The sequence below is a fragment of the Streptomyces sp. NPDC091649 genome, from assembly GCF_044756785.1.
Classification (GTDB): Bacteria; Actinomycetota; Actinomycetes; order Streptomycetales; family Streptomycetaceae; genus Streptomyces.
On the sequence record NZ_JBIVTR010000012.1, the window covers coordinates 96657 to 120624 of the forward strand.

A 23968-nucleotide genomic window follows, 5' to 3' on the forward strand; every position below is an offset into this window, starting at 1 on the left:
GGCTACATCTCCTCGGTGACGTACTTGCGCAGCCAGGTCCGGAAGTCCGGCCCCAGGTCCTCACGTTCGCACGCCAGTCTGACAATGGTGCGCAGATAGTCACTGCGGTCACCGGTGTCATAGCGGCGGCCCTTGAAGACGACGCCGTGCACGGGGCCGCCGATCTTCTCGTCCGCGGCGAGCAGCTGGAGCGCGTCGGTGAGCTGGATCTCGCCGCCGCGGCCCGGCCCGGTGTGTCGCAGTATGTCGAAGACCGCGGGGTCCAGGACGTACCGGCCGATGATGGCGAGGTTGCTGGGGGCGTCGGCCGGTTCCGGCTTCTCCACCAGGTCGGTGACGCGGACCACGTCCCCGTCGACGGTGGCGTCCGCGGCGGCGCAGCCGTAGAGGTGGACCTGCGAGGGGTCGACCTCCATCAGCGCGATGACGCTGCCGCCCTCGCGCTCCTGGACCTCGACCATCCGGGCCAGCAGCGCGTCACGCGGGTCGATCAGGTCGTCGCCGAGCAGCACCGCGAAGGGCTGGTCGCCCACGTGCGGGGCCGCGCACAGCACGGCGTGCCCGAGGCCCCGGGGGTCGCCCTGCCGCACGTAGTGCATGGTGGCCAGGTCGCTGGATTCCTGGACCTTGGCGAGGCGTTCGGCGTCGCCCTTGCGGGTGAGCGCGGACTCCAGCTCGTAATTGCGGTCGAAATGATCCTCAAGGGGACGCTTGTTGCGGCCGGTGATCATCAATACGTCGGAGAGGCCCGCTGTCACGGCCTCCTCGACGACATACTGAATGGCCGGCTTGTCGACGACAGGCAGCATCTCTTTGGGAGTGGCCTTCGTGGCGGGCAGGAACCGGGTGCCGAGACCTGCTGCCGGGATGACGGCCTTGCTGATCCTGGGGTGCGACTGAGTCATGTGGAGACCTTAACGGCTGCACACGGCCGGAAGTAGATATTCCGGTTAACTTTGCCCTGATATATGCCCATACGAGAATCGTGCGAGTCGCTAGTGAACACCGACAAGTCCGGAAAGGCGTCCGCCAAGAACTCCCTGCGGCGCGAACTGCTCGCGGCTCGGGCGCTCCTGACGAAGGAGGACGCCCACCGGGCCGCCGCGGTTCTCGCCGGGACGGCCCTGCATCTCCCCGAACTGGCTGACGCCCGTACGGTCGCCGCGTATGTCTCGGTGGGGCGCGAGCCGGGCACCCGCGCCCTCCTGGAAGTGCTGCGCGGGCGCGGCGTGCGGGTGCTGCTCCCCGTGCTCCTGGCCGACAACGACCTGGACTGGGCGGCCTACGAGGGCCCCGAGCACCTGCTGCCGGCCGGGCGGGGGCTCCTTGAACCGGACGGCCCGCCCCTCGGCCCCGCCGCCGTCCTGGACGCCGACGTCGTACTGCTGCCCGGTCTGGCCGTGGACGGGGCCGGGATGCGGCTGGGGCGGGGCGGCGGCAGCTACGACCGGGTGCTCGCGCGGCTGACGGCCGCCGGCGCGCACCCCGCACTCGTCGTGCTGCTGTACGACGACGAGGTGGTCGCGCGGGTCCCCTCGGAACCGCACGACCACCCCGTGGACGCCGTGGTCACACCGGCGGGGGCGCGGCGCTTCGCGCCTTGAGCCCCTGAAGGCCCACGCGTGAGCCGTACGGCTCAGGCCCACGCACGAGCCGTACGGCTCGTGCGTGCCCCGTACGGCTCACGCGTGTCCCTCGCGGCTCGTGCGTGCCGTAAGGGCTCACGCGTGAGCCGTGCAGGACTTCCGGCAGGCCGGTCCCTACGGTTTCAGGGTCAGCGTGTCGACGGTGGACGCGTCGACCGCTTCCTTCTCGAAGGACCAGTCGAGCAGTTCGCCGTCGACCCACTTGTCGGTCTGGTCGGTGTAGTGCGCGCTGAACGCGTGCCCGGAGGCTCCGCTGAGGTTGATCCAGCGGGACTTGTCCCAGTCCCCCACGTTGACGACCATGCGCATCGACGGCACCCAGACGACCTCGTATCCGCTCGCCGCGTTCCAGCCGGTGGCGTTGACCGCCGCTTCGCCGCCGCCGAGGTTCCAGGGGCCGCGGTTGAGCGCCCGCTGGAGCAGGCCCGGGCCTTCGATGCCGAGCGTCTGGTTCTTCAGCGTCAGCCGGTGCAGGCGGCCCCAGCTCCAGGTGGAGATGTTCTTGCCGAGCTTGGCGGTCAGCTCCCAGCGGGCGTCCTCCATCGCGCGGGCGAACAGGTCGTCCCGGCTCTCCAGGGCGCCCTCGCGGCCCCGGGCGGGAGCCTTCCACCACTCGTTGTCCTGGTCGTCCGCGATCTCGCGGACCACCTGGAACCAACGGTCGCCGCCGTCGGGCTGCGCGGTGTCGCCGTCGCGCTGGCCGCACTCGCGGACGAGCCGCTTCTGCTGGTCCGCCGGGCCGCTGTTCTTGGCCGGCGGCACGTTGAGGCAGTCGCCCTCGACCCGCATCTCCTTGGGCAGCTTGTTGCCGAAGGCGAGCTTCAGGATGTTGCGCCAGACGCCGTTGAAGTACGCGGCGGCGGCCGAGTCGGGCTCCTGGGTGTAGTCCCAGCCCTCCAGCAGCTTCTGAGCCTCGCGGACGCTCGGGTCGGAGATGTTGATCTTCTTCAGCTCGGGCACCAGCAGCGCGGCGATCTCGCTGAAGTTGTCCATCTGCATCTTCTGCATGTCATCGGTCGAGACCTTCTCGCCACCCTTGATCTTCTGGGTCAGAAGGTCGTTGATCCGCTGGCTGCGGGCGCCGTAGCCCCAGTCCTTGGTCAGGAGGTGGGGGTACTTCTTCTCGTCGATGACGGCCTGGTTGGCGGTGACGATGTAGCCGCGGTCCGGGTTGTACTCGTAGGGCAGCTCGTCGAAGGGGATGTAGCCCTCCCACGCGTACTCCGGGTCCCAGCCGGGGGCCGGCGCCGTTCCGTCGTAGCCCTCGGAGCGCATCGGGATCTTGCCGGGGGCCTGGTAACCGATGTTGCCCTCGGTGTCCGCGTAGATGAGGTTCTGCGAGGGGACCTCGAAATTCTCGGCGGCCGCCCGGAAGGTGGTGAAGTCCTTGGCACGGTTGAGCGCGAAGACGGCGTCCATGGACTTGCCGGGCTCCAGCGCGGTCCACTTCAGGGCCACCGCGTAGCCGTCCGCCCGGTCGGGCGCGGCGTTGCTGACGGGGGCCTTCTGGCCGACCTTGTCGAGTTCCTTGCTGCGGTCGGACACCAGAGGACCGTTGTTCGTCTCGCGGACGGTGATCTTCCGGTCCTTGCCGCCGGCGACCTTGATGGTCTCCTCGCGGGTCTCGAACTCCTTGGTCTTGCCGTCGTACAGGTAGCCGTCGTCGGAGACCTTCTCCAGGAAGAGGTCGGTGACGTCCGCGCCCAGGTTGGTGAGGCCCCAGGCGATGTCCTGGTTGTGGCCGATGATCACACCGGGCATGCCGGAGAACGTGTAGCCGGCCGTGTCGTACTGGCAGGTCTTGGAGAGCTCCCGGCAGTGCAGGCCCATCTGGTACCAGAGGGAGGGCAGCATCGGCGCGAGGTGCGGGTCGTTCGCGAGCAGTGCCTTGCCGGACGTCGTGTGCTCGCCGGAGACGACCCAGGAGTTGGAGCCGATGCCATTGCCGTTCGGGCCGAGAAGCGCCGGGATCTCGTCGAGGGTGTCGGAGAGCGCGGAGAGCTGGGTGTTCAGGCCCTCCGTGGCCCCCTCCGGGGTCGTCGCACCGATGGAGTCCGACGGCGTCCCCTCGGGGTCGAACTTCCCGGTGACCGGGGAGATCGCACCGCTCTCCACGATCGGCTTGTGCTGCTTGTACGGGTAGCCGGGGTACAGGTCCTCGATCTGGTCCTCGTCGAGGCGGCTCGTCAGCAGCGAACGGTCGATCTCGTCCTGCATGTTGCCGCGCAGGTCCCAGGCCATCGCCTTGAGCCAGGCCACCGAGTCGACCGGGGTCCACTCACCGGGCTTGTAGTCGTTGGTCAGCCCCAGAGCCGCGTACTCGACCGAGATGTCCCGGCCTTCCTTGCCCTTCAGATACGCGTTGACGCCCTCCGCGTACGACTGGAGGTTCTTCTTGGTGCCCTCGTCCAGGACTTCGTCGTACTCCTTCTGCGCCACCTGCCGCCAGCCGAGCGTGCGCAGGAAGGAATCGGTCTCCACCTGCCCGGAACCGAACATCTCGGAGAGCCGGCCGGACGTCATGTGCCGCCGGACGTCCATCTCCCAGAAGCGGTCCTGGGCCTGGACGAAGCCCTGGGCGCGGAAGAGGTCGGCGTCGGAGTCCGCGTAGATCTGCGGGATCCCGTAGGCGTCACGTTTGACCTCGACGTCGCCGGCAAGGCCGTCGAGGGTCATCGACCCGGTGGTCTGCGGGTACGAGGCCCGCACGGTGGACACGGACCAGTACGCCCCGTACCCGACACCCGCGACGAGCGCCAGCACCAGGACGAGCACGATCAGGCGGGCGCGTCGCCCCTTCTTCCTGCCGGGCTTCTTCGCGTCGGAAGGGCCGGAAGAGGCGGTTGTGTTGGCGGGCATCGCTGTCCTTCGAGGGGCAGGGTGGTCCTGGGAGTGCAGGAGCAACCATAGGCGCAGCGGAGAAGCCACTCGGACGCGGTATAGGGATGCATCCATTTGCGTCTTCCTCGCACGAACACTCGAAGACGTCAAGGAACCGTTAACGATTAGGTAAGGTAACGAAGTACCTCGCTGCCGGTGGACGATCCGGCAGGCGCACGCAGGGAAGGAACGGACCCTGACTGTCCACGCGCTCAACGAACTCCTGCTCGTCTGCTCGCTCGTCCTGCTCGTCGCCGTGGTGGCGGTACGGATCTCCTCGCGCAGCGGGCTCCCCAGCCTGCTCCTGTACCTCGGCATCGGGATCGCGCTGGGACAGGACGGCATCTTCGACGTCCAGTTCGACAACGCCGAGCTGACGCAGGTGTTCGGCTACGCCGCCCTGGTCGTCATCCTGGCCGAGGGCGGACTCGGGGCGAAGTGGAAAGAGGTCAGACCCGTCCTGCCCGCCGCCGCGGTGGTCTCGACCGTCGGCGTCGGCATCAGCGTGGCCGTCACCGCCTCGGCCGCGCACTACCTCGTCGGCCTGGAGTGGCGCCAGGCACTCATCATCGGCGCGGTCGTCTCCTCCACCGACGCGGCAGCGGTCTTCTCCGTGCTGCGCAAGGTGCCCCTGCCGCACCGGATCAACGGGGTCCTGGAGGCCGAGTCGGGGTTCAACGACGCTCCCGTCGTCATCCTGGTCGTCGCCTTCTCCGCGGTCGGCCCGGTCGAGCACTGGTACGTCCTGGTCGCGGAGATCGCCATGGAACTGGCCATCGGAGCGGCCATCGGCATCGCGGTGGGCTGGCTGGGGTCCCTGGCGCTGCGGCATGTGGCCCTGCCCGCCTCCGGCCTCTACCCGATCGCCGTGATGGCCATCGCCGTGTCCGCGTACGCGGCGGGCGCCATGGCCCACGGCAGCGGCTTCCTCGCCGTCTACCTGGCCGCGATGATCCTCGGCAACTCCAAGCTGCCGCACTGGCCCGCCACGCGCGGCTTCGCCGACGGGCTCGGCTGGCTCGCCCAGATCGGCATGTTCGTCCTGCTCGGACTGCTGGTGACGCCGCACGACCTGATCGACGACTTCTGGCCGGCCATCGTCGTGGGCCTGGTGCTGACCATGGTGGCGCGGCCGCTGTCGGTCTTCCTGAGCCTCGCGCCGTTCCGGCTGCCGACCCGCGAGAAGGTCCTCATGTCCTGGGCCGGGCTGCGCGGGGCGGTGCCCATCGTCCTGGCGACCATTCCGATGGTGTCCGGGGTGGAGGGCAGTACGAGAATCTTCAACATCGTCTTCGTCCTGGTCATCGTCTACACCCTCGTCCAGGGCCCGACGCTGCCGTGGGTCGCGAACAAGCTCGACATCGCCGACGATCCGGCCGAGGCCGACGACCTGGGCATCGAGTCCGCTCCCCTGGAGCGGCTGCGGGGCCATCTGCTGTCGGTCACCGTCCCCCCGAAGTCGAAGATGCACGGGGTCGAGGTCAGTGAGCTCCGGCTCCCGGCCGGCGCCGCCGTCACGCTGGTGGTCCGCGACGACAAGAGCTTCGTGCCGTCTCCGACGACGGTCCTCCGACGCGGCGACGAGCTCCTGGTGGTGGCCACCGATCCGGTGCGCGACAGAGCGGAGGAGCGGCTGCGGGCGGTCGGCGAAGGGGGCAAGCTGGCCGGCTGGCTGGGCACGGGCGGCAGCGCCGTTTCCGGCGCCCGCCGTCCGGCGGCCCCCTCTGGCGGGTCGGCCATCCCCCACGCGATGAAACTGGCCAGGAAGCTCGGCGGCGCCAGTGCCGCCGGAAGCCGCGGCGCCGGAAGCCGCGGCGCCGGCGAAGGCGGCGGCGGCGCGGGTGGAACGGACGGCAGAAGCGGCAAGGGCACGAAGACCCGCTCCTGAAACGCCCTGCGCCCCCGCCCCGGCCCGCGGCACCGCTGCCCCGCCCCGCCCCGCCCCGACCACGCGACTCAAGGAGACGAAGCAGGCGGGCGACAGCGGACGCGTCGCAGATCACAGGCCGGCACGGAAACCCTGTGCGCAATCACAGGCGCACGGACTTTTCTGCCTGTAGCATGAAGGTAAACCTGATCGACCAACTCTGTCTGAAGCAGAGCTGGCGCGACCGTATGGCGGTCGTGGTGTCTCTTCGCCCGGCGTTTCTTCGCCGATGGCAGCGAGTCGCCCGGCATCTACCGCAGTTACGCGCGAAGAGGACAGCTCTCGGCCGCTTCCGTCCGGCCCGCCCCACAAGGGCGCCGGGAAGCAGGGCTACCAGGCGGCAGAAAGGCAAGGACCGTGGCGACCACGGTCTCCGACCGCCCCGGATACGGGCAACTGCTGCGCACCCCTGGTGTGTGGACCTTCCTCCTCCCGGGCTTCGCCGCACGGCAGCCCTTCGCGATGCTCACCATCGGCATCGTCCTCCTCGTGCAGCACACGACCGGTTCGTACGGCAGCGCGGGCGCCGTCGCGGCGATCTCCGGCGTCTCCATGGCCCTGTTCGCCCCGCAGAGCGGCAAGCTCGCCGACCGCTTCGGCCAGCGTTCCGTCCTGCTGCCCGGGGTCCTGCTCCACGCCGTCTCGGTGAGCGCCCTGACCGCACTGGCGCTGGCCGACGCACCCCTGTGGGCGCTCTTCGTCGCCGCCGTCCCGACCGGCGCCTCGATCCCGCAGATCGGCCCCATGGTGCGGGCCCGCTGGGCGGCGATGCTGGGGGCGACCCCCGACCGGCCCGCCTCCCCGCTGATGTCCACGGCTGCCGCCTTCGAGTCGGTGACCGACGAGTTCACGTTCGTCCTGGGCCCGGTGATCGCCACCGCGCTGTGCACCGGCGTGCACCCGGCGGCCGGACTGATCGCGGAAGCCGCCCTGACCCTGGTCGGCGGCCTGCTCTTCGCCGCGCAGCGCGCCACCCAGCCCGCCCCCCGCGACGCGGCCACCGCGGCCGCACCGCACACCTCGGCGCTCGCCGTGCCGGGTGTGCGCGTCCTGGCCGTCACCTTCCTGGGCATCGGCGCGGTCTTCGGCGGGATGCAGGTCTCGCTGACCGCGTTCTCCGAGGAGATCGGGCACCCCGGAGTGAACGGCGTGCTCTACGGCATCTTCGCGGCGGGCAACATGCTGGCCGGCATCGCCTGCGGCGCCATCGCCTGGAAGAGCAGTCCGCGCCGCCGGCTGATCGTCGGGTACGTCGCGCTGACCCTGACCGCGTCCGGCCTGTGGGCCGTGCACTCGGTCCCGCTGCTCGCCGGACTCGGCCTGCTGGTCGGCCTCTGCATCGCCCCGGCGCTGATCAGCGGCTACACCCTGGTCGAGGACCTGGTGCCCGCCGGCGCCCGCACCGAGGCGTTCACCTGGCTGACGGGCGCGGTGGCGCTCGGACAGGCGGCGGCCGTGACCGTGGCGGGCCGGCTCGCCGACGCCCACGGAGCGAGCACCGGCTTCCTGGTGCCCCTGGCCGGGACCGCGCTGGCCCTGGTGACCCTGCTGACCCTGCGCTCGCGGCTGACTCCGAAGCCCTCGGGGCGCACCGTGGCACGTGGGATCGGTCACCGGGAGCCGGTCACAGTGGACTGATCCGACGGAATACGTCAGTATGGAGCGTCGTTAGCACTCATTGAGTGAGAGTGCCAGGAGGAGCAAGTGCCGACCTACCAGTACCAGTGCACCGAGTGCGGCGAGGGCCTCGAGGCGGTGCAGAAGTTCACCGATGATGCCCTGACCGTATGCCCGAGCTGTGACGGACGCCTCAAGAAGGTGTTCTCCGCGGTCGGCATCGTCTTCAAGGGTTCCGGTTTCTACCGGAACGACAGCCGTGGCTCCTCGTCGAGCAGCACACCGGCGTCGGCGGCCGCGAAGTCGTCCGACTCCGCGTCGTCCTCGTCGTCGGGTTCGGACTCGAAGGCGAGCGCGTCGTCGTCCTCTTCGTCCGCGTCCTCGTCGTCGGCGTCGTCCACACCGGCCTCGACGAGCGGTACGTCGGCCGCCTGAGCCCGCGTACGCCCCACCTGCTTCGCACCGGACCCCGCCGAGACCACTCGGCGGGGTCCGGTCGTCCGCCCTGGGAGACACCGCTCCGGATACGGTGACCAGCATGGCGAACGCACATACGGAAACGGGCTCCGGTACGGGTACGGCGGGTACCGAGGATTCCGCGGAGATCGGTGTCATCGGCGGCTCGGGCTTCTACTCCTTCCTGGAGGACGTCACCGAGGTCTCTGTGGACACCCCCTACGGGAAGCCGAGCGACTCGGTCTTCCTCGGCGAACTCGGTGGCCGGCGGGTGGCTTTCCTGCCCCGGCACGGACGCGGCCACCATCTGCCGCCGCACCGCATCAACTACCGGGCCAACCTGTGGGCGCTGCGCTCCGTCGGGGTCCGGCAGGTGCTGGGGCCGTGCGCGGTGGGCGGGCTGCGGCCGGAGTACGGGCCGGGCACCCTGCTCGTTCCCGACCAGCTGGTGGACCGCACCAAGGCCCGCGTACAGACGTACTACGACGGTGAGCCGAGGGCCGACGGAACCCGGCCGAACGTCGTCCACCTGGGCTTCGCCGACCCGTACTGCCCCGAGGGGCGCAAGGCCGCGCTCGCCGCGGCCCGCGGACGCGACTGGGAGCCGGTGGACGGCGGCACCCTCGTGGTGGTCGAGGGCCCCCGCTTCTCGACCCGCGCGGAATCGCGCTGGCACGCGGCGATGGGCTGGTCGGTCGTGGGCATGACGGGCCACCCCGAGGCCGTCCTCGCTCGGGAGCTGGGGCTCTGCTACACGACGATGACCCTGGTGACCGACCTGGACGCGGGCGCCGAGGCGGGCGAGGGCGTCTCGCACGAGGAGGTGCTCCGGGTGTTCGCGGCCAACGTCGACCGGCTGCGGTCGGTGCTGTTCGACGCGGTGACCGGGCTGCCGCGGAGCGGAAGCCGCAACTGCACGTGCGCCCACGCGCTGGACGGGATCGACACCGGGATCGCGCTGCCGTAGCGGTGGCCGCGGTCACCGTGGTGGGGCGTTGTCGCCGGAACGGGTGATGGAGTTCTCCCCAGTGCGGCCGCTGTCCACAGGCGTCAGCGGGATCCGCGCGGACCGTGGAGAGTGAGGGGAGTTCGGCCGGGTCAACCGGGCCGGGCTCCCCTTTCCGTTGCGCCGGTCGGCCCGATTCCTGGTGGTGCCATGTCCACGTGCCCGTCCACGCCCGCCCCTCTCACCCCGCCTCCGCCCACACCCCCGGCCGCGTCCACACCCCCGTCCACTCCCCTCGCCCCGACCACGCCCCCGCCCGCTCCCTCCTTCCCGTCCGCGTCTCCTTCCCCCGCTCCGCTCAGCTCGTCCACGCGCCCGCGCTCCGCGCACGGCTCCCCGGCGTCCGTCCCCGCCCACGCCTCCGCCCGCTGGTCCGGGTCCATGCCCGGGTCCGGGTCCGGGTCCGTGCCCGGGTCCGTGCCCGGGTCCGTGCCCGGGTCCGTGCCCGGGTCCGTCCACGCTCCTGCAGCCGGGGGCCGGGGAGCGTCGCTGCCCCCGCTCCTGCCCCCGGCACCGGCACCGGTGACCGCGCCGTGCGGGGTGAGGCCCTTCGCGCCCCTGCGGGTCAGGGGCAGTGGCGCGGACCGGCTGCGACGGGCACTGCGCCGGCAGCGGCGTGCTGCGGCCGCGGGGCTCGCGCTGGCGGGAGCCGCGCTGGCCACCACGGGGCTGGGCGCCGAAGGGGAGGCCGGCCCGTCGGGCGTTCCGTCGGGGGCCGGCCGGTCGGCCGATCGGCTGGTCTCCGCACCGGTGCGGATCGCTGATCCGGAGACCGTACGACTGCTGCGACCGGGAGACCGGGTCGATGTGATCGCGGTCGGTGATGCCGGCGGCGACGCGCGCGTGGTGGCACAGGGGGTACGCGTGGCGGAGGTCCCGCATACGGCCGTCGGACCCGGCGGCGCCGGGACCGAAGCACCGGGCTCCGGGGCGAAGGGCACGGCCCCGGCAGCCGGCGCCGAAGGGGCGGGGGTGTCGGCCGGGACCCTGGTGGTGCTGTCCGTGGAACGGCCGACGGCCACGGAGCTGCTCGGCGCGAGCGCTTCGGGGCAGCTGGCCGTGGCGGTGTCCGATGCGAACTGACGCACTCTCACGTCACCCGTGGGAAGTACCGGATTGGACAGTGCCGCCTGCTCCCGCCTTAGGTGACGGAGCAGTTCGCTCCCCCTACCGCACACGCGAAGGAAGGCTCACCTGTGAGCGAGAAGAAGGTCAGCCTGCTGGACGGCTTCAAAGCCTTTCTGACGCGCGGCAATGTGATCGACCTCGCGGTGGCTGTCGTCATCGGCGCCGCGTTCACCAACATCGTGAACGCGGTCGTGAAGGGCGTCATCAACCCCCTGGTCGGCGCGTTCGGCACCCAGGACCTGGACAACTACAGCTCCTGCCTCCAGGGCCCCTGCACCACGGACCCGGAGACCGGGGAGATGGACGGGATCGAGATCCTGTGGGGTTCGGTGCTCAGCGCCGCCCTCAGCTTCCTGATCACCGCTGCCGTCGTGTACTTCCTGATGGTGCTGCCGATGGCCAAGTACCTGGCCCGGAGGGCGGCGATGCAGGCCGCCAAGGAAGGCGTGCAGGAGACGCTGGAGGTGAGCGAGCTGGAGGTGCTGAAGGAGATCCGCGACGCCCTCGTCGCGCAGCGCACCGGCGGCACGCCCGTTGCCGATGGGCCGGACTCGCAGGACGGCCCGGGCGGGGCCGGCGGGACCGCTGCGGGCCCCCGCGAGGACCGGTAGCGCTCCGGGCGACCGCTCAGACGTGGTGGGGCGGCTTCTCGTCCAGGAAGCGCGCGAGGTCCGCGGCACCGCCGCCGGTGAGAGGCCGCTCGCCCCACCCCTCGTCCGTATCGTCCGCGGACTGCCGGTCCAGCGGATCGTCGAAGACCAGAACCGGCTTGGGTTTCGGTTCCTGGTGCGGCGGCTCCTGTGGCTGCTGCTGCTTCGCATCGCGCGGGCGGGGGGCGGGGGCGGCGCTCATGTCTCCAGGGTACGGCGGCCCGCCACGAGGTGTGAGCCGCCGCGGAGCCGGACGGCGGGCGTCAGCGGTCCTTCGGGTCGATGAGCCACAGGCCGAGCACGACGAGAAACGACAGGCAGAGGAAGCCGGCCCCCCACCAGGCGGTCGCGGTGTTGCCCTCCATCCACTCGTCGATCAGAACCGTCAGCCCCCAGAGCTGACCGATGACGACCGTCATGGCCAGGGTGAGCCGGGCGGTCAGCTTCGAGGAACGCTCGGGGTTCTGGTCGGTGCCCGCTCCGGGCCCGGGGCCGGTGTGCCAGACACGCGGGTCCCCGTACCCGCTGGTGGGCCGGATCTGCGGGTACCGCTCGTGCACCGGCCGGTTCAGCGCGGGGTCGGCGCTGCCGGGGTGGTAGGCGGGGAAGTGGCTGCCCGGGGGTGGCAGTGGCTGCTCGGGGTGCGGAGTGTCGTTCATGCCCGCCTGCCCGGAGCCCCGTCGGAGGCGGAGGCCGCACCGGATCTCCGCCCGGGGCCCGCCGCCTGGCCGGCGGCCCGGTCGCCCGGGACCGTTCCGTCGCCGTCCGGGGGCGCGGGCCGCGCACCAGTGCCCCGGTGCCGGGCTCGTGGACCGGCGGCCCGGGGCGGGGACTCGGCGCCGCCGCCGATGTCGGGGCAGCCGATGCGGGAGGCGAGGTCGGGGCGCTCGCCGCCGAGCTGGCGGCACAGGCCCTCCTCGACGCTCTCGCCGGAGCGAGTGGTCCCCACCGCCCAGACGCTTCCGTCGTCCTGCTCGATGACCACGACCTTCGGCAGCCCGCGCGGCGGCGGCCCCGCGGTGACCTCGCCGGACCGGGCGTCGAAGACTCCCTCGTGGCACGGGCAGTACAGCTCGCCCTCCGTGCCCCGGTCCTGGCGCCAGAGCACGGCGCAGGCGAGGTGGGTGCAGACGGCGGAGTAGCCGACGAGGGTGCCGTCGTCGAGGCGGACGGCGACGGCCCGGTCCTCCTCGCCCGGGTAGCGGAAGGCGATCGACTCGCCGGGCAGGAGTCGCGGGGCGATGCGCTTGGCCTCGGGTGTTTTGCCCTCCTCGCCGTCGCCGTGGCGGTGGAGCATGCCGGCGGCCACCCCGATGCCGCCGACGGCGAGACCGCCGGAGACGGTGGTGACGATCCGGAGGTAGTCCCGCCGGGTGGTGAGGGAGTCGGCGGCGATCCGGTCCCGGAGCGCCTCGCGCGGGTCTCCGCCGGCGGGGTGCTCGCCGCCCGGCTGCTGGTCGGTGACGCTCATCGGCGGACGTCCTTCCCGTTGATCTCGACGACGGGAAGTCCGCCGGGGACCGGCCACTGCACCCGTTCGGCGGGGACGACCATGGCCACGCCGGTGCGGACCTCCGTCTCGCCGAAGACGAACGTGTCGGCGACCTGGACCCCGGGGCGCTCCGCCTGGAGCTCCTCGACGGTTCCGTAGAAGAGCGCTCCGGTCGGACAGACGGTGGCGCACATGGGGGCCAGGCCGTAGGCGGTGCGGTCGTAGCAGAGGTTGCACTTCATCTGCAGCTTCGCCTGGAGGTCGATCTTCGGTACGCCGAAGGGGCAGGCGTTGACGCAGTTGGAGCAGCCGATGCAGCGGGTGGTGTCGGCCTGCTGCACCACACCGTCGGCGGTCACCAGGATCGCGTCGGCGGGACAGACCTCGGCGCACGGGGCGACCGGGTCCTCGCAGTGCATGCAGACGGTGGGAAGGGAGGCGACGGACCGGCCCTCGTCCGTGTAGTCGAGGTGGATCATCGACTTGCCGCGGTGGGAGTCGCATTCGCGGCAGGCCGAGACACATGCCTGGCAGCCGATGCAGCGCCCCGGGTCGATGAAGATCGTTCTGCCCATCATGGGGCCTCAGCTCCTCTCCGAGGTGCCACGGCCCTGGGGGGCCGTGGGAGGCAGCGGGTCGGTACGGGAGACCTGGGTCTCCGGGTAGGCGACGTGGCCGGGGGCGACCGGCGGGGCGGGGACCTCGTCGATCCGCTCGGCGTGCTCGATGCGGCAGGCGCACACCTTGTACTCCGGGATCTTGGACCGGGGGTCGAGGGCGTCGATGGTGAGGGCGTTGGCCGCGGTGGGGACGGGCCAGTGGTACGGCACGAACACGGTGTCGGGGCGGATCGCCTCGGTGACCAGGGCGGGGAAGACCTCGCTGCCGCGCCGGGTGACGACGCGGACGGGCTCGCCGTTGCGGAAGCCGTGCGACGGGTGGATCTCGGCCCAGGGGCGCGGAGTCTGTTCGACGAGGGCGCCGAGCCTGCGGGTCTGGTTGCCGGAGAGGAAGTGGGCGACGGTGCGGCCGGTGGTGAGGGACATCGGGTGCTCGTCGTCGTACGGGTCCATCGGCGGGTGCCATTCGACGACCTGGAGGTGGATCTTGCCGTCGGGGTGGTAGGTCTTCCCGTCCTCGAAGAGCCGCGGGGTGCCGGGGTGATCGGTGGTGGGGCAGGGCCAGGCGATGCCGCCGGTCTCCTCCAGGCGTTCGTAGGTGATGCCGTAGTAGTCGTTGACGGTGCCGGCCGAGGCGACGCGCAGTTCGTCGAAGACCGACCGGGAATCGGGGAAGTCGAACTTGTCACCGGCGCCGAGCCGCCGGGCGAGTTCGCACATCACCCAGGTGTCGGTCCGGACGCCGGGGGGAGGGTCCTGGGCCTTGTTGTGCTTGACCACGCGGGCTTCCGCGTTGGCCATCACCCCTTCGTCCTCGGCCCAGGTGGTGACGGGAAAGACGACATGGGCGTTGGCGGCGGTCTCGGAGAGGAAGAAGTCGAATTGCGCGTGGAACTCGGTGGCGTCGTATCCCTCCTTGACCACCCGGTAGTTGGGCAGGGAGACGAAGGGGTTGTTGCAGATGCCGATCAGTCCGCGGATCTCGCGGCGCTGCATCTGCCAGACCATTTCCATCATGGAGGTCCCGGCGAGCGGGAGCTCGGACTCCTCGATGCCCCAGATGTCGCAGATCTGGCGGCGATGCTCCTCGTTCGTGATGGAGCGTCCACCGGGGAGGAGGTCGGACTTCTGGCCGTGCTCGCGGCCGCCCTGCCCGTTGCCCTGGCCGGTGATGGTGCCGTACCCGGCGCCGGGTTTCCCGATGTGGCCGGTGGCGGCGCAGAGGCTGATCACGGAGAGGCAGTTCTCGACGCCCTGCGAGTGGTGCTCGATGCCCCGGGCGTGCCAGGCCATGGCCTTCGGTGCGCGGGCGAAGGCACGGGCGACCTGGACGATCTGCTCGGCGGGGATCCCGCAGATCGCGGCGGCACGGGAGGGCGGGTACTCGGCGGCCTTGGCCTTGACCTCCTCCCAGCCGGTGGCGTGGGCGGCGAGGTACTTCTCGTCGGTGAGCCCTTCCTCGACGACGACATGCAGGACGGAGGTGAAGAACGCCGAGTCGGTGCCGGGTTTGAGGGCGACGTGGATGTCGGCGGTCCGGGCGATGGCGGTCTCGCGCGGGTCGACGACGATGAGGCCGGCCCCGCGGTCCCGGGCTCCCCAGACGTACTGGGTCATCACGGGGAAGCACTCGCCGACGTTGGAGCCGGCGATGAGCAGGCAGTCGGTGAGCAGGATGTCGGAGAAGGGGTTGCCGGCCCGGTCGATGCCGAAGGCCAGTTTGTTGGCGCCTGCCGCGCTGACCATGCAGAGGCGGCCGTTGTAGTCGACGTGCCGGGTCTTGAGTGCGACCCGGGCGAACTTGCCCACCAGATACGTCTTCTCGGAGAACAGGCTGGCCCCGCCGAGGAGCCCGAAGGCGTCGTTGCCGTGGGCCTGCTGGATGCGTTCGACCTCGGAGACGGTGAAGTCGAGCGCCTCCTCCCAGGAGACCTCGCGGAACTCCTCGTCGCGGGAGCGGCGCATCAGCGGGGCGGTGAGCCGGTCGGGGTGGTTGACCTGCTGGTAGGCGTTGATGCCCTTGGGGCAGAGCCGCATCCGGTTGATGTCGTGGTTGCGGGGTTCGACGCCGAAGACCTTGCCGCCCCGGTCCACGCGCAGATACATCCCGCACTGGACTCCGCAGAAGCAGCAGTGGGTCGGTACCAGCGTCTCGCCGTTCTGGTCGGCGTGCCACTGGTCGGCGGGGATGCCTCCGGCGTCCCGGAAGGCGCGGGTGCCGGGAGGCGAGAGGGAGGGATCGAGCGGGATGAAGGTGCGGCGGTCGGCAGCAGCTCGCGGATCCGCGGTCACTTGAAGCCCTTCTTCACGTCGGAGAGATAGGCACTGCCGCGCAGCACCCGCTTGCAGCGCGGGCAGTACTCGGCCCAGGAGTCGAAGCCGAGCCGGAGGTCACGCATGGTGCCGCGCAGGTTCTCGACGTAGGGCCCGGTGTCGATGGGTTCCTCGCAGCGGCGGCAGGCGAACACCTCGTCGTCCGTGCGGCCGGTGTACTTGAACAGCTGCATGCCGACGGCGGCCGGGCGCTGGACGATGTGGAAGAACTTGCCGAACGGGATGTAGATGAGGGTGAAGACCACTGACGCCATGTGCAGGATCGCCAAGAACTGGTAGCCGCCGCCGTGCAGGAAGATCGAGGAGAAGGTGAGCAGCAGGCCCGTCACGGAGATGACGATGAGGGCGATCAGTGGCACGAGGTCGTAGGCGAAGCGCTGGCCGGTGGCGGCGCCGCGGTCCTTCATCCGGCGCCACAGGAAGTACGAGGCGCCGGGGATGACGAGGATCGCGGCGATGTCCAGGCCGTGGAACATCAGCCAGCCGAGCACGTTGAGGGAATCGAAGCCGAGGATCTTGAAGCCCCAGATCCGCATCTCGTAGCCGGGTCCGGAGCCGTTGCCGGAAGTGAAGGTGAACCAGCCCCAGGTGAGAGGGAAGGTGATCAGGGCGGCGAGGACGCATCCCCAGAAGATCAGCTGGTGGGCGGCCCAGCGGGCGTGGGAGCGGGCGCCGAGGAACTTCTGGAATCCCAGGTAGGTCGCGATCATCTTCGGCAGGGCGGTAGGGGCCCTGCGGAAGTTGTCCAGGGAGAACAGGCTGCGCCAGCCCTGCTTGAAGAGGCGTCGGGCTCCGGGGGCGGAGATCCAGACGGTGTAGCGGTAGGCCACGCCGAAGGCCAGGAAGACCGTGGCCACGGCATAGGGGAGGAGGGCCGAGTCGAAGTTGCGGAGCATACGGCTGCCGAGCACGATCGCGAGGATCAGCAGAGCGGAGACCACCACTCCCGCGAGCGTGGCCCGGGTGGTGACGGACCGGGGCCCGGTCGTGGCGGGGGGCGCGGCCTCGCCGTCGCCGGGGGCGTGGGGCTCGGCTGCTGCGGCTTCTGAGGGCTCGGTCACTCGGCCACCGTAGGGCTGTTTGGGAGGATTGAACCCGTTTTAGTGGGTGAGAGGGTGAGCGGGTCGCCCGGACAGTCGCAAGGAGCGCCTCGTCCGGGCGGGGCCTTCCCGCCCATCCGGCTCGCCGGTACGTTGCGCATCGCATCGGCCCGCGCTCCGCGACGGGCCCCGATCCCCACCGAGGAGCCGCACGATGACCCCCGTGGACCCTGTCGGCGCCGTCGACCCTGTTGACCCCGTCGATGCCGTCGATGCCGTCGATCCTGTGGACCCCTTGGACGCCGAGTCCGGGGAGCCCGGGCAGCGGCCGCCGCTGGACGCGCTGACCGATGTGGCCGGAATGCGCGTGGGCCACGCCGAGGTCGCCGGCGCGGGAGCTCTGAGCGGCACCACCGTCGTCCTGGCGCCCGAGGGCGGAGCGGTGGCCGCCGTGGACGTACGGGGCGGGGGGCCGGGCACACGGGAGACGGACGCGCTGGACCCCCGGAACCTGGTGCAGCGGGTCGACGCCGTCGTCCTCACGGGCGGCAGCGCTTACGGCCTCGACGCCGCGTCCGGCGTGATGGCCTGGCTGGAGGAGCGGGGCCGGGGCGTCCGGGTCGGTGCCGGGCCCACCGAGGTGGTGCCGGTCGTCCCGGCCGCCGCCCTCTTCGACCTGGGCCGGGGCGGCGACTGGCGGGCCCGCCCCGACGCGACGACCGGCCGCGCGGCGGTGGAGGCCGCGGCCGCGACTGGACCGGGGGAGCCCGTCACCGAGGGCGGTGTGGGCGCGGGCACCGGTGCGGTGGCGGGACAGCTCAAGGGGGGCATCGGCACGGCGAGCGTCCGCCTGGCATCCGGCGTCACGGTCGCCGCCCTCGTCGCGGTGAACGCGGCGGGCTCGGTGGTCGATCCCCGCACCGGGGCGCTGTTCGGCGAGTACGGGGTCGCGGAGGCGCCGCCCCACCCTCCGGCCGAGGTCCACGCGGCGGCGATGCGGCGGCTGGCCCGGGAGCGGGAGGCCATGGAGGCGGCCGGGGGCGGGGTCCCGCCGTTCAACACGACGATCGCGGTCGTCGCCACGGACGCGGACCTGACCCGGGCGCAGGCCCAGAAGTTGGCGGGGACCGCACACGACGGCCTTGCGCGCGCGGTACGTCCGGTCCATCTGCTGACCGACGGGGACACCGTTTTCACGCTGGCCACCGGGCGGGTGCCGGTGCCCCCCGAAGGCCCGGCCGCCGTCAACGAGATCCTCGCGGCGGGCGCCGACGTCCTGGCGCGGGCCATCGTGAAGGCCGTGCGCGCGGCCCGGGGCGTCGAGGGACCGGGCGGCAGGCTCCTCTCGTACACGGAGCTGTACGGCGGCTCGGGCGAGGGGCCGGACAGCGGCGCGCGCACGTAGGCGGGCAGCGGCTCGCACACGGCGCCCGACAGCGGCTCGGGCGCGGGAGCGGCTCGCGACGCGGTCGGGCATCGACTCGCGCTCGGAGCGGCGCGGTGGCCGGGGGTGTCGGGGGTGCCCGCGAGCGGCGTACCGCGACTCGGGCAGGGCCCGATCACAGGGGGCGCGCGGCGCGTGCGCGGGGCGCGCGGGCGGCCGACTCGCCGTCACGGCAAGGGAGTTCGCCCCAAGCGCCCGAAATGCGCCGGGAACACGCGGGGAACTTTCTGCGTGCGCCTTACGTTTTTACCAACCCCGGTCACGATGTCGGACCCAGGGACTACGTTAAGCACGCATCAAGTAACACGCGGCGACGGCCTGGAGACACCACCTTGAGTGATCCGTACGAGACAACCGAGCACCACCTCGACCGACTCCTGCGACGCGCCCTCAACTCCTTCGACCTTCCCGACAGCACGGCCGACCGCCTCGGTACCGCGCTCGCCCACAGCAGTTCGCTGCACTCGTCGCACCACAGCTCCGTGCTGCACCGCGAGACCTACCGTCACACGTACCTGCTCGCCGACGGTTCCGCCCTCACCCTGTGGGAGCTGGTGCACAGCGAAGGGCGGGACGTGCGGGCCCCGAGCCGGCACGAGCTGTACGACCGGGAGAGCGACGCACGCATCGCCGCCTCCCGGCTTGCCGGCAGCTTCTCCGACTCCCCTGCTTTCGGAGACGCCCTCGGGGATTCCGCCGGGGATTCCTTCGGGGACGAGGTCAGCCAGGAGCCTTACGGGGATCTGGACATGCTGGCGGTCCTGATGTCCGCGCCTCCGGCCCCGCTCCCCCGCACGTACGCCCCCGACAACTCCGCGGACCACGCCCGCCGGGTCCTGCGCCGCGCGGAGAACGCCGACCGGCCGGGCGAGCGGAAGGCGCGGCTGCTCCGGTCCGCCTTCGCCCACCACATCACGCAGATCTTCGGACGTCAGTGCCGCGTCGACGGCCGGTCCGCGGGGTTCACGCTCTACGAGCACGCGTTCCTGCTGCTGGACGGCAGCGAGACGAGCCTGTGGGAGGTCGAGCACACAGCGACGCCGGACGGTCGTCACATGTGCGAGGTGTACGAGGACGAGCACACCGCCCGCACGGCGATGGAGAGCCGCACCCGGATCTGCTGACCCGACGCCAGGCCGACCGCCCCTTTCCTCCTCGGACTCTCCACCGCTACCGGAGTGCCGACCCCGGCGCCTGCGGCCGTACGCGACGGCTTCGACGCGGTGACCGGACCTCGGCGGGTCGCCCCACTGAGGTCCGGTCACCGCAGGTTGCCCAGCTGAGGTCCGGTCACCGCAGGTCCCGCCGCTGAGGTCCGTCACCGCGTGGCCGATTCCGGTCACGGTGCAGCCCGTTCCACCGGGCCCGGTCGCAGGGCCACCGGGGGGTCAGTTCGCGCCGTCCTCCACCTGGGCATGCGGCCGGGTCGGCAGGGCGAACATCACCAGGAAGATCACGGAGAACACTCCGGCCACCCACCACAGCGACTGCTGGAACGCGTCGACGTATACGGGGCCGACCGCTTCGGGGGACTGCCGGTCGCCGATCGCGCCGAAGAAGACGACGGACACCAGCCCCAGGCCGAGCGCCGTCCCCATCTGCTGCACGGTGTTGATCAGGCCGGATGCCGAACCCGCGTGCTCCTTGGGCACTTCGGAGAGGACCGCGTCGGTCAGCGGGGCCACGATCAGCCCCATCCCCGTGCCCATGACCACCAGCGGCACGGCCATCTGCCAGGACGTGATGCCCGTGCCGTACTGCTCGCTCTCCCAGAGGTAGATCAGCAGCCCGACGACCATGAGCAGGGCGCCGGCCTGGAGGACCTTGCGGCCGAAGCGGGGCACCAGCTTCTGCACCGAGATCCCGGCGGCCACGGAGACGGCGACGGAGAACGGGATGCCCGTCGTGCCGGCGCGGAGCACGCTCCAGCCGAGACCCGTCTGCATGTAGAGGGTCCAGACCAGGAAGAAGATCCCGAGGCCCACGCCGAAGGTCAGCTGGACGGTGATGCCGGCGGCGAAGCTCTTGACCCGGAACAGGGACAGCTCGATCAACGGCGAGCCGTCGGCCAGCGCCTTCTGCCGCTGGTACAGGACGAGCGCCCCGAAGACGAGCAGACTGCCCGCCATCGACAGATGGCCCCAGAGCGGCCAGCCCAGCTCGTGCCCCCGGGTGAGCGGGTAGATGAGCATCAGCATCGCCAGAGTGATCAGAGCGACGCCGAGCAGGTCGAGACGGACCGCCTTGGGCGCCTTGGACTCGGTGATGAACTTCGCGCCGAGAACCAGCCCGACGATGCCGACGGGCAGGTTGATGAGAAAGATCGGCCGCCAGCCGAGTCCGAAGAGGTCCCACTCGGTGAGCAGCGCGCCCAGCAGCGGGCCGGAGACCGCCCCGAGCCCGACGATCGCGCCGAAGAGCCCGAACACCTTGCCGCGTTCGTGCGCGGGGAAGGTGGCGTGCACGATCGACAGGACCTGCGGCACCATCAGCGCGGCCGTCGCACCCTGGAGTACCCGCGCCCCGACCAGGATCTCGGGACTGCTCGCGAAGCCGCACAGGGCGGAGGCGAGCGTGAATCCGCCGATGCCGATGAGGAAGAGCCGCTTGCGTCCGTAGATGTCGCCGAGCCGGCCGCCCGTGATCAACCCGGCCGCGAAAGCGAGGGCGTAACCGGCGGTGATCCACTGGATCGCGGAGACCGAGGCCCCGGTCTCACGCTGGATGCTGGGGATCGCGATGTTGACGATCGTGACGTCGACCAGGTCCATGAAGGCCGCGGTCATCACGATGGCGAGCGCGAACCAGCGACGCCGGTCGGCCGGGGCCGGCCCTGCCGCGCCCGCTGTCCCCACGGGCGCCGACGGGGGTACGACGGAGGCTTTCCCGTGTTCGGGCGTCCCGGGCGTTGTGGACGGTACCGGTGGCGTGGGTGATGGGGAAGGTGCGGATGGTGCGGGTGGTGAGGTGTGCGTCGCCACGGACGGCGGGGGTGCGAAAGAAGGCATGGGGAGGAACCTAGGGAGCGATTAGGTCAGATCATGACCTGATGGTCCGGCACCCTGGGGCCATGTCCGACACCCCCGCACGACTGCTGAAACTGCTGTCGCTCCTCCAGACCCCGCGCGAATGGCCGGGTGGGGAACTGGCGGAGCGGCTTGACGTCAGCCCGCGCACGATCCGCCGGGACATCGACCGGCTGCGCGACCTGGGCTATCCGGTCGAGGCCGCACGCGGCTCGGTGGGCGGCTACCGCCTGGTGGCGGGGGCCGCCATGCCGCCCCTTCTGCTGGACGACGAGGAGGCGGTGGCCATCGCGGTGGGGCTGCGGGCAGGCGCGGGTCACGCGATCGAGGGCGTCGACGAGGCATCCGTACGGGCGCTCGCGAAGCTCGAACAGGTGCTGCCCTCGCGCCTGCGCCACCGGGTCTCCGCCCTCCAGAAGGCGACGGTGCCCCTGACCCGGGGTGACGGCGCCACCATCGACCCGCGGACGCTGACGACGCTGGCTTCGGCGGCCACCGGGCGGGAGCGGCTGAGGTTCGCCTACCGCAGCGGCGACGGCACCCGGACCAAGCGCCAGGTCGAGCCGAACCGGCTGGTGAGCACCGGGCAGCGCTGGTATCTGGTGGCGTACGACCTCGACCGCGAGGACTGGCGCACGTTCCGGGTGGACCGGGTCGGCGAACCGTACGCCACGGGGGCGCGGTTCGCCCCGAGACCGCTGCCTGTCGACGGTACGGAGAGCGGGGCTGAGAACGGCGCGGACAGCGGGGCGGACAGCGGGCGTGTGGGCGGCACCGGGGGCGGGGGCGGGGACGCGGCGAAGTTCCTGGCGCGGTCCATGAGGCGGATGCAACCGGAACTGCGCCTCGATGTGTGGTTCGGAGCACCGGCGGAGTTCGTGGCGGCGCGGCTGCCCGGGTTGCTCGGGGCACCGGAACCGGACGGGGAGGGCGGTTGCCGGCTGCGGACGTCGTTCGCCGACTCGCTGGAGTGGGTGGCACTGCGGCTGGCGTTGGTGGACTGCGAGTTCTCCGTGCGGGAGCCTCCGCAACTGGTGGCTCACCTGGAGGGCCTGGGCGCCCGGCTGACCCGCGCCGCCACGCTCCCGCCCCGGCGGAACGCGACCGGAGAGGACTCAAGCACGGCCGACCCCGGACAGGGATGAGCCCCGACGCCGGGGGGGGTGGGCGCCGGGGCTCAGCTCAGGGACCGGTGAAAACCGGTCGGGTGACCGGAACGACCCGGTCGGTCGGCCGGTGCGAACCGGCTTGATGGGGAGATTACGGGTTATTGGCTCACGCCGCAGCGTCAAAGCCCGTGTCGTGAGCCATTCGCTTCAATTCGAGGAGCGCGTGCTTCTCTATCTGGCGGATCCGCTCCCGCGTGAGGCCGTGCTGCTTGCCCACTTCGGTCAGGGTCCGCTCGCGGCCGTCCTCGATGCCGTACCGCATCTTGATGATCGAGGCGGTCCTGTTGTCGAGCTTGCCGATCAGGTCCTCCAGCTCCTCGCTGCGGAGCAGGGTCATCACGGACTGCTCGGGCGAGACGGCGGAGGTGTCCTCCAGGAGGTCGCCGAACTGGGTGTCGCCGTCGTCGTCCACGGACATGTTGAGGCTGACCGGGTCGCGGGCCCAGTCCAGGACGTTGCCCACGCGCTCGGCGTTGGAATCCAGCTCGGCGGCGATCTCCGCGTGCTCCGGGTCGCGCCCGTGCTCGCGGTTGAACTCCCGCTGGACCCTGCGGATCCGGCCGAGCTCCTCCACCAGGTGGACGGGGAGCCGGATCGTGCGGGACTGGTCGGCGATGGACCGGGTGATGGCCTGCCGGATCCACCAGGTCGCGTACGTGGAGAACTTGAAGCCCTTGGCGTAGTCGAACTTCTCGACCGCGCGCACCAGACCCGCGTTGCCCTCCTGGATCAGGTCGAGCAGAGGGAGCCCGGCACGCGGGTAGCGGCGGGCCACGGCGACGACGAGCCGGAGGTTGGAACGGATGAATATGTCCTTGGCGCGCTCGCCCTCGGCGACCAGCGCCTCCAGCTCCTCACGCTTCGCGTCACCTGCACCGCTCTCCACCTGACCGTCGAGAATCTGCTGGGCGAAGACGCCCGCCTCGATGGTCTGGGAGAGGTCGACTTCCTTGGCGGCGTCGAGCAGCGGTGTGCGGGCGATCTCGTCCAGGTACATGCCGACCAGGTCGCGATCGGCGATTTCCCCGCCCGTGGCGCGAACACTGCTTGCCCGGCCGGTCCCACCGGAGGTGGTGGACGTACGACGGGCGACGGCACGGGTTGCCATGCGTGCTCCCTTGCTGAGTAGGTCGCGACACCCTTCCGGGTGCCCTGCATCCGATGGAAACAACGACTGGAATCCGGACAGAATTCCCATGCCGCCCATTCACTTTCGCGATCATGCAGTACCCTGTCCGCCCCTGACCGCTGGGCGGCGCTTCCTGGTTCCGTCGGACGCGCAGGTCAGAGCCTGTACCGGGGGCCGGCCGGCTTCTTTTCGGCTCTCCGGCCGGGTACCCGGGATCACCGCGTTCATGAGGCCGCGCTCACACACGTGCCTCCCTCTTCCCCGGCCGGTCGAGCCGATGCCCGGAGGGCCGTGCTCCCACCCCGAAGGACGAACAGCACGGCGCTCGGGTTGCTCCGGACAGTGGTGACGTGCTGGGCGGATGGCCGCACCGTCCGCGGCCTCGTCCGATGCTCGGCCGCCCG

At 71.2% G+C, this 23968-nt stretch carries 20 protein-coding genes; 10 read left to right on the forward strand and 10 right to left on the reverse strand.

Going from position 1 to position 23968, the window contains the following annotated elements; translation table 11 throughout:
• Positions 1–2: 2 nt before the first annotated feature.
• Positions 3–905, reverse strand: coding sequence for a UTP--glucose-1-phosphate uridylyltransferase GalU (gene galU, locus ACIQMU_RS20995; protein WP_352240052.1), 903 nt, complete (start codon positions 903–905; stop codon positions 3–5).
• A 93-nt stretch (positions 906–998) separates the two neighbouring features.
• Here galU and ACIQMU_RS21000 point away from each other — a divergent pair, with 93 nt between their 5' ends.
• The gene (locus tag ACIQMU_RS21000) at positions 999–1604 is read left to right on the forward strand and encodes a 5-formyltetrahydrofolate cyclo-ligase (protein WP_402689429.1); all 606 of its coding nucleotides are present in this window, start codon (positions 999–1001) and stop codon (positions 1602–1604) included.
• A gap of 156 nt (positions 1605–1760) precedes the next feature.
• On the opposite strand, the gene ACIQMU_RS21005 is transcribed toward ACIQMU_RS21000, so the two are convergent.
• Positions 1761–4505 (reverse strand): penicillin acylase family protein, encoded by a 2745-nt coding sequence (locus ACIQMU_RS21005; protein WP_352240054.1) that lies wholly within the window; start codon positions 4503–4505, stop codon positions 1761–1763.
• 277 nt (positions 4506–4782) lie between these two features.
• Between ACIQMU_RS21005 and ACIQMU_RS21010 the strand changes: the two genes are divergently transcribed.
• The 6 genes from ACIQMU_RS21010 to ACIQMU_RS21035 all read left to right on the forward strand — a co-directional run bounded on the left by ACIQMU_RS21010 (position 4783) and on the right by ACIQMU_RS21035 (position 11271).
• Positions 4783–6414 carry a potassium/proton antiporter gene (locus ACIQMU_RS21010; protein WP_402689430.1) on the forward strand — a complete coding sequence of 544 codons (1632 nt, stop codon included), beginning with the start codon at positions 4783–4785 and terminating at the stop codon, positions 6412–6414.
• 396 nt (positions 6415–6810) lie between these two features.
• Positions 6811–8091 carry an MFS transporter gene (locus ACIQMU_RS21015; RefSeq protein ID WP_402689431.1) on the forward strand — a complete coding sequence of 427 codons (1281 nt, stop codon included), beginning with the start codon at positions 6811–6813 and terminating at the stop codon, positions 8089–8091.
• A gap of 66 nt (positions 8092–8157) precedes the next feature.
• Entirely contained in the window at positions 8158–8505 is a 348-nt protein-coding gene (locus tag ACIQMU_RS21020) for an FmdB family zinc ribbon protein (protein WP_352240056.1), read from the forward strand.
• Positions 8506–8608: 103 nt separating this feature from the next.
• Positions 8609–9493, forward strand: coding sequence for an S-methyl-5'-thioadenosine phosphorylase (locus ACIQMU_RS21025; protein ID WP_352240057.1), 885 nt, complete (start codon positions 8609–8611; stop codon positions 9491–9493).
• A 579-nt stretch (positions 9494–10072) separates the two neighbouring features.
• Positions 10073–10615: an RcpC/CpaB family pilus assembly protein gene (locus ACIQMU_RS21030; RefSeq protein ID WP_352240058.1), complete on the forward strand. Its 543-nt coding sequence runs from the start codon at positions 10073–10075 to the stop codon at positions 10613–10615.
• A 113-nt stretch (positions 10616–10728) separates the two neighbouring features.
• Positions 10729–11271, forward strand: a complete 543-nt coding sequence (locus ACIQMU_RS21035; protein ID WP_352240059.1) for an MscL family protein — start codon at positions 10729–10731, stop codon at positions 11269–11271.
• Positions 11272–11287: 16 nt separating this feature from the next.
• On the opposite strand, the gene ACIQMU_RS21040 is transcribed toward ACIQMU_RS21035, so the two are convergent.
• From ACIQMU_RS21040 to ACIQMU_RS21065, 6 genes are all read right to left on the reverse strand, one after another.
• The gene (locus ACIQMU_RS21040) at positions 11288–11512 is read right to left on the reverse strand and encodes a hypothetical protein (RefSeq protein ID WP_388539482.1); all 225 of its coding nucleotides are present in this window, start codon (positions 11510–11512) and stop codon (positions 11288–11290) included.
• A gap of 61 nt (positions 11513–11573) precedes the next feature.
• Positions 11574–11969: a hypothetical protein gene (locus tag ACIQMU_RS21045; protein ID WP_402689432.1), complete on the reverse strand. Its 396-nt coding sequence runs from the start codon at positions 11967–11969 to the stop codon at positions 11574–11576.
• Positions 11966–12781 (reverse strand): Rieske (2Fe-2S) protein, encoded by an 816-nt coding sequence (locus ACIQMU_RS21050; RefSeq protein WP_352240062.1) that lies wholly within the window; start codon positions 12779–12781, stop codon positions 11966–11968. The genes ACIQMU_RS21045 and ACIQMU_RS21050 overlap by 4 nt, the downstream gene beginning before the upstream one ends.
• The gene (locus ACIQMU_RS21055; protein ID WP_044371306.1) at positions 12778–13380 is read right to left on the reverse strand and encodes a 4Fe-4S dicluster domain-containing protein; all 603 of its coding nucleotides are present in this window, start codon (positions 13378–13380) and stop codon (positions 12778–12780) included. Before ACIQMU_RS21055 ends, ACIQMU_RS21050 begins: the two co-directional genes overlap by 4 nt.
• Positions 13381–13386: 6 nt before the next feature.
• On the reverse strand, positions 13387–15714 hold the full coding sequence (locus ACIQMU_RS21060; RefSeq protein ID WP_402689433.1) for a molybdopterin oxidoreductase family protein: 2328 nt from the start codon (positions 15712–15714) through the stop codon (positions 13387–13389).
• Positions 15711–16817: an MFS transporter gene (locus tag ACIQMU_RS21065; protein WP_352240064.1), complete on the reverse strand. Its 1107-nt coding sequence runs from the start codon at positions 16815–16817 to the stop codon at positions 15711–15713. The genes ACIQMU_RS21060 and ACIQMU_RS21065 overlap by 4 nt, the downstream gene beginning before the upstream one ends.
• Before the next feature lie 340 nt (positions 16818–17157).
• Between ACIQMU_RS21065 and ACIQMU_RS21070 the strand changes: the two genes are divergently transcribed.
• The gene (locus tag ACIQMU_RS21070) at positions 17158–18201 is read left to right on the forward strand and encodes a P1 family peptidase (RefSeq protein WP_402689476.1); all 1044 of its coding nucleotides are present in this window, start codon (positions 17158–17160) and stop codon (positions 18199–18201) included.
• 371 nt (positions 18202–18572) lie between these two features.
• Complete coding sequence (locus ACIQMU_RS21075) at positions 18573–19364, forward strand: DUF6227 family protein (protein ID WP_352240066.1); 792 nt, start codon at positions 18573–18575, stop codon at positions 19362–19364.
• Between the two features lie 264 nt (positions 19365–19628).
• On the opposite strand, the gene ACIQMU_RS21080 is transcribed toward ACIQMU_RS21075, so the two are convergent.
• Complete coding sequence (locus tag ACIQMU_RS21080; RefSeq protein WP_352240195.1) at positions 19629–21026, reverse strand: MFS transporter; 1398 nt, start codon at positions 21024–21026, stop codon at positions 19629–19631.
• Between the two features lie 284 nt (positions 21027–21310).
• Here ACIQMU_RS21080 and ACIQMU_RS21085 point away from each other — a divergent pair, with 284 nt between their 5' ends.
• Positions 21311–22411: a transcriptional regulator gene (locus ACIQMU_RS21085; RefSeq protein ID WP_352240067.1), complete on the forward strand. Its 1101-nt coding sequence runs from the start codon at positions 21311–21313 to the stop codon at positions 22409–22411.
• Between the two features lie 130 nt (positions 22412–22541).
• Here the strand turns inward: ACIQMU_RS21085 and ACIQMU_RS21090 are convergent, their stop codons facing one another.
• Complete coding sequence (locus ACIQMU_RS21090) at positions 22542–23543, reverse strand: RNA polymerase sigma factor RpoD/SigA (protein ID WP_402689434.1); 1002 nt, start codon at positions 23541–23543, stop codon at positions 22542–22544.
• Positions 23544–23968: the final 425 nt, after the last annotated feature.

Bases quoted from the DNA above. Each gene is read 5' to 3' on its own strand.
- ACIQMU_RS21050 (WP_352240062.1), bottom strand. From the start codon at position 12,781: ATGAGCGTCACCGACCAGCAGCCGGGCGGCGAGCACCCCGCCGGCGGA.
- ACIQMU_RS21085 (WP_352240067.1), top strand. From the start codon at position 21,311: ATGTCCGACACCCCCGCACGACTGCTGAAACTGCTGTCGCTCCTCCAG.
- ACIQMU_RS21055 (WP_044371306.1), bottom strand. From the start codon at position 13,380: ATGATGGGCAGAACGATCTTCATCGACCCGGGGCGCTGCATCGGCTGC.
- ACIQMU_RS21090 (WP_402689434.1), bottom strand. From the start codon at position 23,543: ATGGCAACCCGTGCCGTCGCCCGTCGTACGTCCACCACCTCCGGTGGG.
- ACIQMU_RS21045 (WP_402689432.1), bottom strand. From the start codon at position 11,969: ATGAACGACACTCCGCACCCCGAGCAGCCACTGCCACCCCCGGGCAGC.
- ACIQMU_RS21040 (WP_388539482.1), bottom strand. From the start codon at position 11,512: ATGAGCGCCGCCCCCGCCCCCCGCCCGCGCGATGCGAAGCAGCAGCAG.
- galU (WP_352240052.1), bottom strand. From the start codon at position 905: ATGACTCAGTCGCACCCCAGGATCAGCAAGGCCGTCATCCCGGCAGCA.
- ACIQMU_RS21025 (WP_352240057.1), top strand. From the start codon at position 8,609: ATGGCGAACGCACATACGGAAACGGGCTCCGGTACGGGTACGGCGGGT.
- ACIQMU_RS21005 (WP_352240054.1), bottom strand. From the start codon at position 4,505: ATGCCCGCCAACACAACCGCCTCTTCCGGCCCTTCCGACGCGAAGAAG.
- ACIQMU_RS21070 (WP_402689476.1), top strand. From the start codon at position 17,158: ATGCGCGTGGGCCACGCCGAGGTCGCCGGCGCGGGAGCTCTGAGCGGC.
- ACIQMU_RS21080 (WP_352240195.1), bottom strand. From the start codon at position 21,026: ATGACCGCGGCCTTCATGGACCTGGTCGACGTCACGATCGTCAACATC.